This is a genomic window from Pseudomonas sp. LD120, assembly GCF_009861525.1.
GTDB lineage: Bacteria > Pseudomonadota > Gammaproteobacteria > Pseudomonadales > Pseudomonadaceae > Aquipseudomonas.
Genome location: NZ_WVHL01000002.1, coordinates 237947 through 252514 on the forward strand (window position 1 = coordinate 237947; position 14568 = coordinate 252514).

Annotated in this window: 13 protein-coding genes; 7 read left to right on the plus strand and 6 right to left on the minus strand. The window is 62.7% G+C overall.

Features of this window, described 5'->3' with window-relative positions; genetic code table 11:
- The first annotated feature begins 34 nt into the window (after nt 1–34).
- The 3 genes from PLD_RS04125 to PLD_RS04135 are packed head-to-tail and all read left to right on the plus strand — an operon-like array spanning nt 35 to nt 2982.
- On the plus strand, nt 35–1441 hold the full coding sequence (locus PLD_RS04125; protein ID WP_159890082.1) for an FAD-binding oxidoreductase: 1407 nt from the start codon (nt 35–37) through the stop codon (nt 1439–1441).
- Between the two features lie 57 nt (nt 1442–1498).
- Nucleotides 1499–1840, plus strand: coding sequence for a cupin domain-containing protein (locus tag PLD_RS04130; RefSeq protein ID WP_123727295.1), 342 nt, complete (start codon nt 1499–1501; stop codon nt 1838–1840).
- Nucleotides 1841–1887: 47 nt separating this feature from the next.
- Nucleotides 1888–2982, plus strand: a complete 1095-nt coding sequence (locus tag PLD_RS04135; RefSeq protein ID WP_159890084.1) for a polyamine ABC transporter substrate-binding protein — start codon at nt 1888–1890, stop codon at nt 2980–2982.
- A 139-nt stretch (nt 2983–3121) separates the two neighbouring features.
- Here PLD_RS04135 and PLD_RS04140 read toward each other — a convergent pair whose 3' ends face one another.
- From PLD_RS04140 to PLD_RS04160, 5 genes are all read right to left on the minus strand, one after another.
- Nucleotides 3122–3883, minus strand: coding sequence for an SDR family oxidoreductase (locus tag PLD_RS04140; protein ID WP_159890086.1), 762 nt, complete (start codon nt 3881–3883; stop codon nt 3122–3124).
- Nucleotides 3880–5262: an aspartate aminotransferase family protein gene (locus tag PLD_RS04145; RefSeq protein ID WP_159890088.1), complete on the minus strand. Its 1383-nt coding sequence runs from the start codon at nt 5260–5262 to the stop codon at nt 3880–3882. Before PLD_RS04145 ends, PLD_RS04140 begins: the two co-directional genes overlap by 4 nt.
- A gap of 61 nt (nt 5263–5323) precedes the next feature.
- Nucleotides 5324–6139 carry a molybdenum cofactor biosynthesis F family protein gene (locus PLD_RS04150; RefSeq protein WP_159890090.1) on the minus strand — a complete coding sequence of 272 codons (816 nt, stop codon included), beginning with the start codon at nt 6137–6139 and terminating at the stop codon, nt 5324–5326.
- An 89-nt stretch (nt 6140–6228) separates the two neighbouring features.
- Nucleotides 6229–6903 carry a helix-turn-helix transcriptional regulator gene (locus tag PLD_RS04155; RefSeq protein WP_159890092.1) on the minus strand — a complete coding sequence of 225 codons (675 nt, stop codon included), beginning with the start codon at nt 6901–6903 and terminating at the stop codon, nt 6229–6231.
- A gap of 169 nt (nt 6904–7072) precedes the next feature.
- A complete protein-coding gene (locus tag PLD_RS04160) occupies nt 7073–8407 on the minus strand; it encodes an aspartate aminotransferase family protein (protein ID WP_159890094.1) in 1335 nt (444 codons plus the stop codon).
- Nucleotides 8408–8777: 370 nt separating this feature from the next.
- Between PLD_RS04160 and PLD_RS04165 the strand changes: the two genes are divergently transcribed.
- The 4 genes from PLD_RS04165 (at nt 8778) to feaR (ending at nt 13671) form a co-directional block, all read left to right on the plus strand.
- Nucleotides 8778–10265, plus strand: coding sequence for an aldehyde dehydrogenase (locus tag PLD_RS04165; RefSeq protein WP_159890096.1), 1488 nt, complete (start codon nt 8778–8780; stop codon nt 10263–10265).
- 238 nt (nt 10266–10503) lie between these two features.
- Nucleotides 10504–12024, plus strand: coding sequence for an APC family permease (locus tag PLD_RS04170; RefSeq protein WP_159890098.1), 1521 nt, complete (start codon nt 10504–10506; stop codon nt 12022–12024).
- Nucleotides 11990–12583, plus strand: coding sequence for a DUF3156 family protein (locus PLD_RS04175; protein ID WP_159890100.1), 594 nt, complete (start codon nt 11990–11992; stop codon nt 12581–12583). The genes PLD_RS04170 and PLD_RS04175 overlap by 35 nt, the downstream gene beginning before the upstream one ends.
- A gap of 149 nt (nt 12584–12732) precedes the next feature.
- Nucleotides 12733–13671 (plus strand): transcriptional regulator FeaR, encoded by a 939-nt coding sequence (feaR, locus tag PLD_RS04180; protein WP_159890102.1) that lies wholly within the window; start codon nt 12733–12735, stop codon nt 13669–13671.
- Between the two features lie 20 nt (nt 13672–13691).
- On the opposite strand, the gene PLD_RS04185 is transcribed toward feaR, so the two are convergent.
- Complete coding sequence (locus PLD_RS04185) at nt 13692–14495, minus strand: helix-turn-helix transcriptional regulator (RefSeq protein ID WP_159890104.1); 804 nt, start codon at nt 14493–14495, stop codon at nt 13692–13694.
- Nucleotides 14496–14568 lie beyond the last annotated feature (73 nt).

The following is a 14568-nucleotide window of genomic DNA, read 5'->3' on the forward strand; positions in this document are numbered from 1 at the left end:
GCCGCATTCGAAGTTCGGGTTGCGGAGTGCTTGCATGCCAGCGTGGCGCAGTATCAGTTTGTGGATGGACCAGTTGGACGAGCCGCTAGTGGCGCGCCCGTCCCTTGAACAAGACCTGGACCTGGACGTGGCGATCATCGGCGCCGGTTACACCGGGCTGTGGACGGCCTATTACCTCAAGCGCCAGGCGCCAGAGCTCAAGGTGGCGGTGATCGAGGCCCAGACGGCCGGTTTCGGTGCCTCGGGGCGCAACGGCGGCTGGCTGATGGGCAATCTGCTGGGAGAAGACCGCCTGCTGGCGGGGCTGGCGCCGGAGCAGCGTCGAGCCTCTTTCGACCTGCTGCATGGCATCCCCGATGAAGTGGCCAAGGTCATCGAACGCGAAGGCATCGACTGCGATTACCGCAAAGGCGGGGTGCTGTATTGCGCGGCCCGCTATCCCGAGCAGGCATCCAGCCTGCGCCAGTACCTGGACAAACTCTACGCCCAGGGCCTGAACCAGGACGATTACCGCTGGCTGAACCCCGAGCAACTGGCCCAGCAGATTCGCGTGGCCAAACCCTATGGCGCTGTCTATGCCCCCCATTGCGCCACCATCCAGCCGGCCAAGCTGGTGCGCGGGCTGGCGCGTGCGGTGGAGCGCCTGGGGGTGAACATTTACGAGAACAGCCCGGTGACCCATTGGCAGGCCGGCAGCCTGCAGACTCGCCACGCCGCGGTGCGCAGCCGCTGGATAGTGCCGGCGGTGGAGGGGTACTCGGTGACCTTGCCGCCCCTGGGCCGTTATCAGTTGCCGGTGCAAAGCCTACTGGTAGCCACTGAGCCCCTGCCGGAATCGACCTGGGACGAAATCGGTCTGAACCAGGGCCAGGCCTTCAGCGAGAGCAGCCGCCAGGTCACTTACGGTCAGCGCTCGATGGATAACCGCCTGGTGTTTGGTGCCCGGGGTGGATATCAGTTCGCCAGCAAGCTGCGCCACGATTTCGACCTGAGTCGGGACGAGGTCGAGCTGCGTCGTTACCTGTTCGGCGAGCTGTTCCCGCAATTGAAGAACGTGCGCATCACTCATTCCTGGGGCGGCAACCTGGGCATGTCCCGGCACTTCAAGCCGCACATGCTCTGTGACCGACGCAAGGGCATCGCCCTGTCCGGGGGCTACGGCGGCGAGGGTGTCGGCGCCAGCAATCTGGGTGGCCGGACCTTGGCCGACCTGATTCTGCAGCACGACAGCCCGCTGGTCCGCCAACCCTGGGTGTTGGCGCAAAGCGGCCTCGACGCCCTGCGGGCCTGGGAGCCTGAACCCTGCCGCTGGCTGGGCTACAACGCGATCATTCGCAGCTTTGTCCATGAAGACCAGACCCTGGCCAACCCAGCATCGCCTGCGTGGCGACGGCGTCTGGCCAGCCGGGTCGCCGGGTTCATGGAAGGTTTCATGCACTGAGTCGGGTTTCTTGCACTGAACGATGTCCGTTCGGGTTTTTCAACCAAAGGTAGAGCCATGAGCATCACGCAATTCAAGCACACCGCCACGGTCACCCTGGACGAGTCGGCGCCGGTCGCCGTGCCCCTGGGGACGCCCGTGGCCGTGACTTCGGTGACTGCCGTCGAACGCAGCGACGGGGTCGAAACCGGGATCTGGGAATGTACTCCGGGACGCTGGCGGCGGCAGATCGTCGCCCAGGAGTTCTGTCATTTCATCCAGGGCCGCTGCACCTTCACGCCCGACCATGGCGAGCCCCTGCACATAGAAGCCGGCGATGCACTGATGTTGCCGGCCAACAGCACCGGCATCTGGGATATCCAGGAAACGGTGCGCAAGACCTACGTGTTGATTTTCTGATCCCTTGATTGCCTGCCAATAACAAAACCAGCCACAGGTATCGACTCATGATCCGCAAGACTTGCACTTTGCTGTTACTCAGCTCCTTGTTCCTGGGCGCTTCCCTGGCTCAGGCGGCTAACACGGTCAAGATCTACAACTGGTCGGACTACATTGCCCCGGACACCACAAAGCAGTTCCAGAAGGAAACCGGGACAGGTTTCACCTATGACGTCTACGACAGCAACGAGACCCTGGATGGCAAGCTGATGACCGGTAAATCCGGTTACGACGTGGTGTTCCCCTCCAACCATTTCATGGCGCGGCAGATCCAGGGCGGGGCGTTGAAGAAGCTCGACAAGAGCCAGTTGCCCAACTGGAAAAACCTCAACCCGGCGCTGCTCAAAGCGCTGGAGGTCAACGACCCGGGCAACCTGCACGGTTTTCCCTACCTGTGGGGCAGCACCGGGATTGGCTACAACGTGGCCAAGATCAAGGACGTGCTGGGGGATGACGCTCCGCTGGACTCCTGGGACCTGATCTTCAAGCCCGAGTACATGCAGAAGCTGCAGAAGTGCGGCGTGGCGATTCTCGACAACGGCCCCGAACTGATTCCCACGGCCTTGAATTATCTGGGGCTGCCACACCACAGCAAGAACCCGGCGGACTACAAGAAAGCCGAAGCGCTGCTGATGAAGGTCCGGCCTTATGTGAGCTACTTCCATTCGTCGAAGTACACCAGTGACCTGGCCAACGGCAATATCTGCGTGGCGGTGGGCTTCTCCGGCGACATCCTGCAAGCCGAAAGTCGGGCCAGGGAAGCGAAGAACGGCGTCGAAATCGGCTATTCGATTCCCAAGGAAGGCTCGCCGATCTGGTTCGACATGGTGGCCATGCCCGTGGACGCACCGGATGAAAAAGCCGGATATGCCTTCATGAACTACCTGCTGCGCCCGGAGGTAATGGCCAATATCAGCAACTACGTGCATTACGCCAATGGCAACCAGCAAGCCGATGCTCTGGTCGACCCGGCGATCAAGAGCGACACCAAGGTCTATCCGAGCCCGGCCATGATGGACACGTTGTTCGCCCTGGAAGCCATGCCGCTGGACATCGACCGGGTCCGCACCCGCTTGTGGAACAAGGTTCGCAGCGGCAACTGATCCCCGTCCCCCCAAACGGTGTAGGAGAGGGATGTATCAACGAGCCAGCCCCGCCGATTTTTGTCGGAGCCGGCTTGCCGGCGAAGAGGCCTCAGAGGCAAGCACTGCCCTGAGGACGCCTTCGCTGGCAGGGTAACGCTTACAATTGGCTGTTTTCCGGGAGCAGGGCGCCGCCGTCCACTATCAGGGTCTGGCCGGTGATGTAGCCGGCCTGTGGCGAGGCCAGGAACAACATGGCGTAGGCAATGTCCTCAGGCGTTCCCAGGCGCCCAAGGGGAATGCCCCTGGACAGGGTCGCGGTGTCGCCGAGGTTGTCCATGGCTTGGGTGGCGATAAGCCCCGGTTCGACGCCGTTGACGGTGATTCCATACTCCGCCAGTTCCAGTGCCGCTGCGCGAATGAAGCCATTGACCCCCGCCTTGGACGCCGCGTAGTGGGCCAACCCGGGAATTGCCGTGCGTGGACCGGTCACCGATGAGGTGACGACGATCCGTGGTGCTCGGGCCCGGCGTAGCGCCGGCAAGGCGGCCTGGGTCAGCCAGAAGCAGCTTTTCAGATTCACCGCCAAGGTGCTGTCGAGGGTCTGCTCCTCAAGCTCGGCCAGCTTCTGCATCGGAAAGATCCCGGCGTTGTGCAGCAGCAGGTCCAGGCCGCCGAAGGCGTCCAGGGTCGCCGTTACCGCCTGCTCGGCGGCTGCCCGGGTGCCGAGGTCCAGGGTCAGCAGCTCCGCTGTTCCGCCGGCCTGACGAATCAGGCGTTGGGTTTCGGCGCCTGACGCAGCACTGCGGGTGGCCAGCATGACCTTGGCGCCCCTGGCGGCGAACACCCGGGCGATCGCCCGACCAATACCCTGGCCAGAGCCGGTGACCAGGGCGATGCGCCCGCGGTCATCCTGGCTCATGGCCGGGCACCTGGCAGTACCTGGGCCAGGCACTGGTCCAGCAACCGATTGTGCAGGTCGACCTGCGCCTCGCGGGTGGCTGGACACATCAGGGCCATGTTGTGGAATGGGGTCAACAGCACCCCGCGATTGAGCAGGTACAGGTGCAGATACGCCTCGATCAGAGCATGGCGGGCGTGGTGGGCTTCGCCACCGTTACGCGGGGCCTGCTGCATGAACAGGTATTCGACCCGGGCACCGATGCGGGTCACATGCCAGGGCAAGCCGTGCTTGCCAATGATGCTGTCGACGCCCGCTCGCAGGCGCTCCGCGAGCAGGAACATGCGTGCGTAGTTTTCATCGTTCATCACTTCACTGAAGGTGGCGCGCATGGCGGCCATTTGCAGGGCGTTGCCGGCCAGGGTTCCACCGAAGCCGAAGTGGTTGATCGCCTGGCCCGGCTGGAAATGCGGCAGTACCTGCCAGATCCGTTCGGCCATGGCCTGGCTGCAGCCCCAGACAGCCGTGGGAATGCCCCCGGCGATGGATTTTCCCAGGACGAAGAAGTCCGGCTGCAAGCCCTGTTCGCCGCAATAGCCCCCCGGCCCGCAGGACAGGGTGTGGGTTTCGTCAATGATCAGCGGTACGTCATAGCGCTGGGTCAACTGCCGCAAGCCGTCATGGAAGCCCGGAGCCGGAGGCACCATGCCGACGTTGGTCATGAAGGGTTCGGTCAGTACCGCGGCCACGTCGCCATGGGCCAGGGCCGCTTCCAGGGCCGGCAGGTCGTTGAACTCCACCAGTCGGGTGGTCGAGGCGTGCTGCAAGCCGTTGGCGTGCACGCCGTCTCGGGGAATCATCTGCCCCTGGGCGTCGAATTCCACCTGGGATTCGTCGACGCTGCCGTGGTAGTTGCAGTTAAACACCAGGACCTTCTGGCGTCCGGTGATCATCCGGCACAGGCGCAGGACAAAGCGGTTGGCATCGGTGGCTGAAGTGGTGACCTGCCAATAGGGCAGACCAAAGCGCCGGCTCAGCTCCTTGCCGACCCACAGGCTGTCGGCGGTGGGCAGCATCAGGGTCGAACCATGCAGTGCCTGTTCGGCGATGGCAGCGGCGACCGCCGGTTGGGCGTGGCCGAACATCGCTCCGGTGTCACCCAGGGCAAAGTCCACGTACTCGCGGCCGTCGCAATCGGTGAGGGTCGCACCATGGGCATCCGCCACCATGATCGGGTAGGCGCCGGGCCATTGCTGCATCCAGTGCAACGGCGCGCCGTACAGCCAGTGCTTGAGGTTTTCCCGATAGAAGGCGCCGGAGCGCGGGTGTTGCTCGGCAAACAGCTGCAGTTCGAATTGGTAGCAGCTGGCGACGCGTTGCAGATCAATGCCCAGAGTCATGGGAGTGTCCTGTGAAAAGCGCAGCAGGCTGGCGTTAGGACAAGCCTGCAGCGGTGCGGAATCAGGGGTGCAGGGTTCGGTTGAGTACCTGGGCCAGGGCGCCCACCGGGAAGTTGGCGGCATGACCGAAGTCTGCACCCTGGTAGCCGAATATCTTGCCGTCGCTACGCCCGGCCTTGAGGTCGATCAGCACCAGGCCCAGGGTCGGGACGATCTTCTCGCGCCAGACAAACAGGTACAGTTGTTCGGCGATCTTGTAGCAGTGACAGCGGTCGGTGTCCGCCAGGCCTTGCTCGACGCCCCTGAGGCACTGCCAGCTATAGAAGTTGGCATTCAGGTAGATGTGCTCGTAGGCCTCGCTGGCGCTGTAGACATACTGATTGCGCAGGCCGATCAGCTCTGCGGTGGGCGCATGTCGCGCAGTATCGGCCGTGGGCAAGGCATCGATTGCGCCGTGGAGGAACTGCGCCTTGACCGAGGTCAGTTCACCGCCGGCCAGGGCCCGGCTGAAGAGGTCCACGCCGCACTCGGCTGGGCTCGGCATCTGGCCGACCACGGCAGTGAAACACTGGCGCTCAAGATCCAGAATCAGGCTCACCGAATGGGGCTGGCCTTGCTCCAGCTTGAGAAAGTCCACCAGGTAGATACCGGGGCGTATCGAGGTGGCGCGATAGGGCAGGTGGTCACTGGCGCTTTGGCCGAGGCTGTTCCAGCGCAGGGTGTCGGCCGCGAAGTGGTGTTCGATCTGCCAGCCATTGTCGAAGTGCAGGGTCAAGGTGCGACCGGACAGATCATTCACCCTCGCAAGGATGTGATTGTCGTCTGCAAAACCGTCCGCCAGGGCGCCGACGGTGATCCATTCAGGTTGCTGATTCATGGCAAGGCTCTTGTCCAGGAAAGGAGAGCCCCATGTTCTGCCTGGGAGCCAGTGCTGCCCATCAACCAAATGGTTGAGCCGGTGGCCCTTTACAAGAACAGCGTGCTCACCAGCTCCGTGCGATTGCCGACCCCGACCTTGCGAAACAGGTTGATCAGGTGGGTCTTGACCGTGGGCAGCCCCAGGTCCAGGCGCCTGGCGATGCTCTTGTTGTCGGCGCCATCGCGCAGCAGCCAGGCGATCTCTCGTTCTCTGGGGGTGAGGTTGGCCAGACGTTGGTCGACCTGGGAGTAGGGTGCCAGGGCAGCGATCTCCAGCAGGCCCTGCAAGGCATGCAGGGTGCCCAGTTCGTCGACGCTGAATGGCCCCTGGGCGTTGTCCCGCAGCAGCGACAGGCCGGCGATGGGACGTTCACCGTCACAAGCAAGAATTTCCACCACATCCAGCACCCCGTGACGTTGCAGGAATCCCTGGTAGACCTCGGTTGCGTGACGGCCCTGCTGGGCCATGCCCATGTGCAGCGACAGCACCGGGCGCCCGGCGGCGGCGCAGTTGCGTGGCTGCAACGGGTCGTAGTGGCGATAGCGTTGCAAGTAGGCCTGGTGCATCTGCTCGGGCATGCGGTACAGCGAGAAGTCCCGAGCCTGGAGGTTCGGATCGATGCGGTAGAAAGCGCAGAGGGTGGCGGGCACCACCCGGGTAAAGGCGGCGATGCAGCGTTGCCCCAGTTCATGGGCCCCGGGCAAGGAAGTGGGCGCAATCATTGGATAGCTCCTGGCTGCCGGCTGGGCAGTGGCTCGGGTGGTTGGGGGGCTGCGACGGGTGGCGGTGTCCGTGTCAGGGCGAGTGAAAACCAGGGGCGAGGCGCCTGGCAAGCATGGGGGCGTTGCAGGCTGCGATCGTTGTTTCTTCGACCGCAGCCCGTTGTAACGATTAGCGGTGGGCCTTGCTCAACCCCTCGGCGAGGGCATCGACTATGGCATCCACCTGGGGCTGCTGGATCACCAAAGGCGGCGAAAGAATGATCTTGGTGCCCACCGGGCGCACCATGACGCCGTTGTCCCGGGCGATCTGTGCCACCTGATTGGCGTAACCGCTCATGGGGTCGATGGGTTCGCGAGTGGTCTTGTCCGCCACCAGGTCCAGGGCCAGCATCAGGCCCTTGCCGCGTACTTCGCCGACGGTGTCGAAGCGCTCGACGAAGGGCTGTAGCTTGTCGAGCATGTAGCCGCCCATCTTCGCGGCATTTGCCGGCAGGTCCTCCTTGACCACGATGTCCAGGCACGCCAGGGCGGCAGCGCAGGCCACAGGGTGCCCGGAGTAGGTGTAGCCATGCATGATGGCCCCGGTGAAGTTGGCGTTCTTCTCGAAGGCTTCTTCGATCCGCCGATTGACCACGGTGGCGCCCAAGGGGATATAGCCCGAGGTGATGCCTTTGGCCAGGCACATGATGTCGGGCTTGACGCCCCACAGACGGCTGCCGAACATCGAGCCGCTGCGGCCGAAGCCGGTGACCACCTCGTCGGCGATCAGCAGCACGCCGTACTTGTCGCAGACTTCGCGGATCAGCGGCCAGTAGTTGGCCGGTGGCACTATCACGCCGCCGGCGCCCTGGATCGGTTCGGCAATGAAGGCCGCCACGGTGTCCGGGCTCTGGAACTGGATCTCCCGCTCCAACAGGTCGGCGCAGATCTTGCCCAGCTCTTGCGGGTCCTGGCTGTAGGGGTTGCGGTACAGCCAGGGCGTGTCGATGTGATAGCAGCCGGGCAGCAATGGCTCGTAGTTGCGACGGAACACGGTGTTGCCGTTGACCGAGGCACCGCCGAAGTGGGTGCCATGGTAGCCCTGGCGCAGGGAGATGAACTTGGTGCGGTCGGCCTGGCCTTCGAGCTTCCAGTACTGGCGGGCCAGCTTCAGGGCGCTCTCTATGGCATCCGAACCGCCGGAACTGAAGGACACCCGGGACATGTCCTCGGGCTCCAGCAGGTTCATCAGCACCCGGGACAGTTCTTCGGCACGAGGGTGGCTGACCCCGTCGAACAGCTGGAAATACTCCAGCTCATCGAGCTGGGCGGTGATGGCCGCTTTCACTTCCTGGCGGTTGTGGCCGACGTTGACGTTCCACAGCCCGGCAACGCCATCCACCAACTGGTGGCCTTTGTCGTCATATACGTAGCAGCCATCGCCTCGGACGATGCGGATCGGTTCGCGCTGCTTCATTTCGTTGGGGTGCAGCATGGGGTGCCAGAAACGGCTTGCTTGGCTCACGTTGAGTCTCCTGAAAACGCACGGACAGCGTGGAGCTATTAGTGCGTCATTTGCGGGCTCCTGGCTTGCCTCTGTGTGCCAGGACATTTGACCCAGACTGCCAGGGGCGACTGGGACGGCCTGGTCGCCGGCGGGCAACGCCGCTGCCACTCTCCCAGGCGCTGATTCGCCAGCGACGGCAGGCACGGGGACGAACAAGGCGTGTGGGGCGGTGCGCTGGCAAGCCGGTTCCAGCAGAGCGATGAGGTTGCCAGAGAGTGCCGGTGGCGCTGGCAGCCAGGGCCAAGTTTTACGGCAGCCAGGATCAAGACGGCATCCGACTTTGGGCTCAAAGTCCACCTCGAACAAGGTCAATCTGCGAGGAATCAAGATGAGCGTTGCCATCGACCCACGTGTCGCTGCATTCATAGACAGTCAGCACGGCCTGCTGATCGACGGTCTCAGCCAGCCCGCGCGCTCCGGAGCACGGATGCCGGTGTTCGACCCCGCCAGTGGCGAGCAGTTGACCCAGGTTGCCGCTGCCGCCCGGGCCGATGTGGATCTGGCGGTGGGGGCCGCGCGTCGGGCCTTCGAAGGCCGCTGGAAGGCGTTGCGTCCCGCCGATCGAGAGCGCCTGCTGTTGAAGCTGGCGGATCTGCTGGAAGCCAATGGCGAGGAGCTGGCACAGCTGGAAACCCTCAATAACGGCCAGTCGATTCATCTGGCCCGCGCCTTGGAGGTGGGGGCGGCGGCGGAGTTCACTCGCTATATGGCCGGCTGGGCCACCAAAATCGAAGGCAAGAGCCTGGAGGTGTCCATCGCGGCGGTGTCGGGGGCGAAGTACCGGGCCTATACAGTGCCGGAACCCGTGGGGGTGGTAGGGGCCATCGTGCCGTGGAACTTCCCACTGTTGATGGCCATCTGGAAAATTGTCCCGGCCCTGGCCTGCGGCTGCACCGTGGTGCTCAAACCCGCCGATGAAACCCCGCTGACCGCGCTGCGGCTGGGGCAGCTGTGCCTGGAAGCGGGGATCGCCCCGGGTGTGGTCAACGTGGTCACTGGCAGTGGAGCCGAAGCCGGGGCGGCGCTGGCGGCCCATCCGGGTATCGACAAGCTGGCGTTCACCGGTTCGACCCAGGTCGGCAAGCTGATCGGACACGCGGCGGTGGACAACATGACCCGCTTTTCCCTGGAATTGGGCGGCAAGTCGCCGGTAATCGTCCTCGAAGATTGTGATCCGCAGGTCGCCGCCGCTGGAGCGGCTGGTGCCATCTTCTTTAACCAGGGGCAGGTCTGCACCGCCGGCTCACGGCTGTACATCCAGCGTGGGATCTATGCCCAAGTGCTGGAGCAGCTGGTGGGTATTGCCCAGTCCCTGAACATTGGCCCCGGGCTGGATGAGCAGGCGCAGATCAACCCGCTGATTTCCGCTAAACAGCAGAAGCGCGTGCTGCAGATGGTGGCGCGCGGGGTCGAGGAGGGCGGCGAACTGCTCTGTGGTGGTGTTGCCCATGGCGATCGGGGGTTTTATGTGCGTCCCACGGTGATGGCCAATGTCACTGCCGACTCGCAACTGCTGCGTGAAGAAATCTTCGGGCCGGTAGTGGTGGCGACGCCGTTCGACACCCTGGATGAGGTGGTGACCCTGGCCAACGACAATCAATACGGACTAGGCGCGAGCATTTGGTCCAATGACCTGGGGCTGGTCATGCAACTGATTCCACAGATCAAGGCCGGCACCGTCTGGGTCAACACCCATAACATGCTGGACCCGTCGATGCCGTTCGGCGGTTACAAACAGTCCGGTATCGGGCGCGAGATGGGGCATGCGGCCATCGAGGCGTATACCGAGAACAAGTCGGTGTGCATCGCTTATTGAACGCGGCCCACGCGGACGCCTTCTCCGCCAGCCGGCTTAGTGCAGGAGGCGGTGGGCCGGCGAAGAGCCCCGTGAGACCGTCGCCAGTCTCTTGGACGCCTTCGCAGGCCCCGAGCGTGTACAGGACGTGAACATGATTTTAGCTGCGTCAGACAGCCAAGTATTACGCCGCTATTCAGGCGTGCCCTTGAAATGCCTAGAACAACAATGACCAACCCATGCTTTCGAGGTTTACCCCATGTCGCTCAATGACAGACTCAAGCGGCACCTGGATCAAGGTGTCGTTGGTTTTCCCACCGCGCTGGCCAGTGCCGTGGGCCTGATCATGGCCAGCCCGGTGATTCTCACCGCTACCACAGGTTTTGGCATCGGCGGCGGCGCTTTTGCCATGGCGATGGTGATCGCCCTGCTGATGATGCTGGCGCAATCCACGACCTTCGCCGAAGCCGCCTGTCTGTTGCCGACCCATGGCTCGGTCTATGACTATCTGGCGTGCGGATTGGGACGCTTCTTCGCCATCACCGGTACCTTGTCCGCCTACCTGATCGTGCACGTGTTCGCCGGCACCGCAGAAACCATCCTCAGCGGCGTCATGGCCCTGGTGAATTTCGAATCCCTCAACACCCTGCTGGAGCAGAGCGGCAGCGCCTGGCTGGTGGGTGTCGGGCTGGTGCTGTTCTTCGGTTTGCTGAACGCGGTAGGGATCACCGCATTCAGCCGTGCGGAAGTGATCCTGACCTTCGGCATGTGGACCACGTTGATCATCTTCGGCGTGCTCGGGGTGATCCAGGCGCCAGCGGTGGAGCTTGACGGCTGGTTCGGTGCCTCGATGGTGGGCACCGATCTACCGACCATCCTGTCGCTGGTGGGCATGGCCATGTTCATGTTCGTCGGTTGTGAATTCGTCACCCCCTTGACCCCGGATGTACGCAAGGCCGCCAAGGCCATTCCCCGAGCCATGGCGCTCGGGCTGGCGGGGGTTGCACTGTGCATGTTCATCTACGGCGCGGCGATGAAGCGCCAGGTGGAAAACATTGCCCTGAGTGCGGATGGCAGCGTGCATTTGCTGGATACGCCGATGGCCATCCCGCATTTCGCCGAGCAGATCATGGGGCCGTTCGGCCGTATCTGGCTGGGGATCGGCCTGCTGTTTGCCGGTGCCGCGACTATCAACACGTTGATGGCCGGCCTGCCGCGAATTCTCTATGGCATGGCCCTGGACGGGGCATTACCCAAGGTTTTCACCTACCTGCACCCGCGCTTCAAGACACCGCTGCTGTGCATCGCCGTGGCGGTCCTGATTCCCTGCCTGCATGCCTGGTGGCTGGGTGGCAGCACCGACAGCATCATGCACCTGGTGCTGGCGGCGGTCTGCGCCTGGAGCACCGCCTACCTGCTGGTCACCTTGTCGGTGGTGATGTTGCGCATTCGCCGGCCGGATTTGCCGCGTGCCTATAAATCGCCATGGTTTCCGTTGCCGCAGATCCTGTCTTCGGTGGGGATTGTCCTGGGCATGTGGTTCATCACTCCCCCCGGGATGAATCCACGGGATATCTATGTGCCCTTCGGCAGCATGTTGGGCCTGACCGCTATCTACGCCCTGGTCTGGACCTTGCTGGTACAGAAGGTCAATCCGTTTCGTCCGGTGCCGGTGGAGGAGGTGCTGGAACAGGCGCTGAGCCTGTCGCCGGATGAAGTACCAAGCCCTCGGGAGAACCCGTCTGATGAGTCTTTCAAGCTGGCGACAAAACCTCTTTGAATTCTGGCACCGGGCACCTTCGGGCTATCGCCCGGGGGTCACCCTGGGTCAGGTGCGGCGGGATCTGGCGGGCCTGGATTTCACCCCTCGCTCTGCTGGGCTGGGTGTTTTCCACTGCCCGCAAAGCGCTCTGGAGTTCGAAGTGCGGGAGCGTCCCCAGGCGCAGTTCCTGATGCATATCGTGGTCTGTGAGTGGCGTCTGCGGGTGCCCTGCGAGCGTCCCGGGCAAGCGCGGATCGGCCTGCGCCACACCGGGGCGATTCGTCGACAGGGCGTCGCCGCGCGACTGCTTGCGGGGGAGGCAGAGCAATGGGCGCCCTTGCTGCAGAAGCTGTGCAGTGATCAGTCGTTGCTGGAGCGGCTGCTGCCGCTGGACTTCAAGCACCTTGAGCTGTGGCGGGATGAGCAGGGCTGGCAAGTGCGCCTTGAACACTTTGGCGCCAGCGAGGTGGTCAATCGTTTACCGGGGTTCAGGCGCTACATCCGCTTGAGTGTCCAACAGCGGGCGGCGCTGTTGGGCAGCTTCACTGAGTTGTACAAGCTTCTACGAGAATTCTGACCGACATAACCGTAAGCACTGGCATACACCCTGCTTAAGCCATAACAGACTATCCATGCTGTCAGGCTCCTTGCCTGGCAAATAGATAACATGTTAATGATATCGCCATAACAACAAAGGCGGCCTGAACCGGCTTATGGAGGTGCACAGTGCTTGCTTCGCATAGTTTCAGTTCCTGGGTAGGTGCCCTGCAGGGTGTCTGCGGTCGATTCGACGCGCGCCCGGCGCGCAATCCCGCCTTGTTTATCGGTGAAGTGGGTCTACAGGATTATGCCGGGCTGGAGGTGGCGCAGATCCGCACCAATGCCGGGCTGATCTCCCGTCAGAGCACCAAGGTCGACCACGAGGACGATCGCCATTGTTTCCTGATCATCCAGCGCAGTGGCCACGCTCGCCTGAGCCAGGATGGCGAGAGTATTGAGCTGGCTCCCGGCGACATGGCGTTGCTGGATTCGGCCGGTGCCTGTGAAATCGTGCCCCACGGCCTGATCGAGCACGCCTCGTTCCACCTGAGCCGGGAAGAGGTTTACCGGCATCTGCCGACCCCGCAGCGCAAGTTCGGCAAGTTGTCGCAAAACTGCGCCAGTGGTCGCCTGATGCGTTTGCTGGTGGAGCAGATCTGCGCCGGCGATCTGCAGGGGTGTGCGGCGCAGCACGAGGGTCAGGCCCTGCAAGAGGCCCTGATCGCCTTGCTTGGGCCGACCCTGCGTCAGACGGCCAGCACCCTGGATGGCTTTGACGACAACCTGCATGGTCAATGCCTGCGTGATCAGGCCCGGCAGTTGATCAATCAATCCCTTAACGAGCCGAGCTTGACTCCGGTGTCCCTGGCCGGGCAACTGAATATTTCGGTGCGTCAGCTGTATCGGCTGTTTGAAGAGCAAGGAGACAGCGTGTGCCGGTTCATCCAGCGCTCACGGCTCAAGCGCAGCGCTGCCGACCTGAGCAATCCGCATCTGCGCAATGAGTCGATCACCGACATCGCCTTCAAATGGGGGTTCACCGACTCGGCGCACTTCAGCCGTACCTTCAAGAAGTATTTTGAACAATCGCCGCGTGACTTCAGGGCTCGTTCGCTGAACGCTTAGTGGCCATCAGGGCAGTGGTTTCAGGGGGCTTCCAGGTCATGCCCGAGGGACTGGATAAACAGTGAAAACAATTCTGGCTGGCTGGAAATATCCAGCTTGGCGTAGAGGTGCCGGCGATGCACTTTGATAGTGTCCGGCGATATTTTCAGGCGCTCGGCCATGGCTTTGGAGGAGAAGCCACGAAGGATCAGCCGAGCGATTTCCAACTCACGCTCTGAAAGTACGGCGCTACCAAAATGGCTCAGGGCGTCGCGGATCTGACTGGCCATTTCTTCGGTTGCCGCCCCCAGGGAACGTGCCTGGCTGTGCTGCCAATGCTGTTGCATCAGTGGCAGTACCCAGGCGGAGAAGGTGGTCAACTGGCCAATTTCCTCACTGTTGAAAATGCGCTGGCTGCCCAGTGACAGGGACAGGGTGCCGGCACCCGGCAGTTGCAGGATGAATTGCACCTCGTCTTCCAGGACGTTGTCGTGGAAATAGCTGAGAAAGTACTCGCTCTGGCGGAAGTGGTCCGGGGCTACCTCTTCCACGCGATACAAACCACTGGGATAGCCCTCGCGGCAGGCCTGAAAAAACGGGTCCAGCAGGTACAGGCCGTTGAGGTAGGTGAGCATCGACGCCGGCTTGCTGTTGGGCTCGGCGTCATACTCCTCAAGGGCTCGGGGCGGTGCGTCCGTTGGGTAGAAGATTGCCAGGGCGTTGTCGAAGGGTGTGACCTGGTGCAATAGCAGGATCAGTTGTTTCCAGAACCGTGGATTGCCGATCAGCGTGAGGGTGCGCCCCAGGCCAGCATGCATCCCGACTTCCCTGAACAAATTAGTCAAAGGCCTTGCTCCACTGATTCACCGAAAGTGTCGAAGCACGGTTTCGTTGATTTATCCAGCGCCGTCAAGAGGA

Coding starts and splice junctions, on each gene's coding strand:
- PLD_RS04145 (WP_159890088.1), bottom strand. CDS start 5,262: ATGACTCTGGGCATTGATCTGCAACGCGTCGCCAGCTGCTACCAATTC.
- PLD_RS04135 (WP_159890084.1), top strand. CDS start 1,888: ATGATCCGCAAGACTTGCACTTTGCTGTTACTCAGCTCCTTGTTCCTG.
- PLD_RS04150 (WP_159890090.1), bottom strand. CDS start 6,139: ATGAATCAGCAACCTGAATGGATCACCGTCGGCGCCCTGGCGGACGGT.
- PLD_RS04130 (WP_123727295.1), top strand. CDS start 1,499: ATGAGCATCACGCAATTCAAGCACACCGCCACGGTCACCCTGGACGAG.
- PLD_RS04175 (WP_159890100.1), top strand. CDS start 11,990: ATGAGTCTTTCAAGCTGGCGACAAAACCTCTTTGAATTCTGGCACCGG.
- PLD_RS04170 (WP_159890098.1), top strand. CDS start 10,504: ATGTCGCTCAATGACAGACTCAAGCGGCACCTGGATCAAGGTGTCGTT.
- PLD_RS04125 (WP_159890082.1), top strand. CDS start 35: ATGCCAGCGTGGCGCAGTATCAGTTTGTGGATGGACCAGTTGGACGAG.
- PLD_RS04140 (WP_159890086.1), bottom strand. CDS start 3,883: ATGAGCCAGGATGACCGCGGGCGCATCGCCCTGGTCACCGGCTCTGGC.
- PLD_RS04165 (WP_159890096.1), top strand. CDS start 8,778: ATGAGCGTTGCCATCGACCCACGTGTCGCTGCATTCATAGACAGTCAG.
- PLD_RS04155 (WP_159890092.1), bottom strand. CDS start 6,903: ATGATTGCGCCCACTTCCTTGCCCGGGGCCCATGAACTGGGGCAACGC.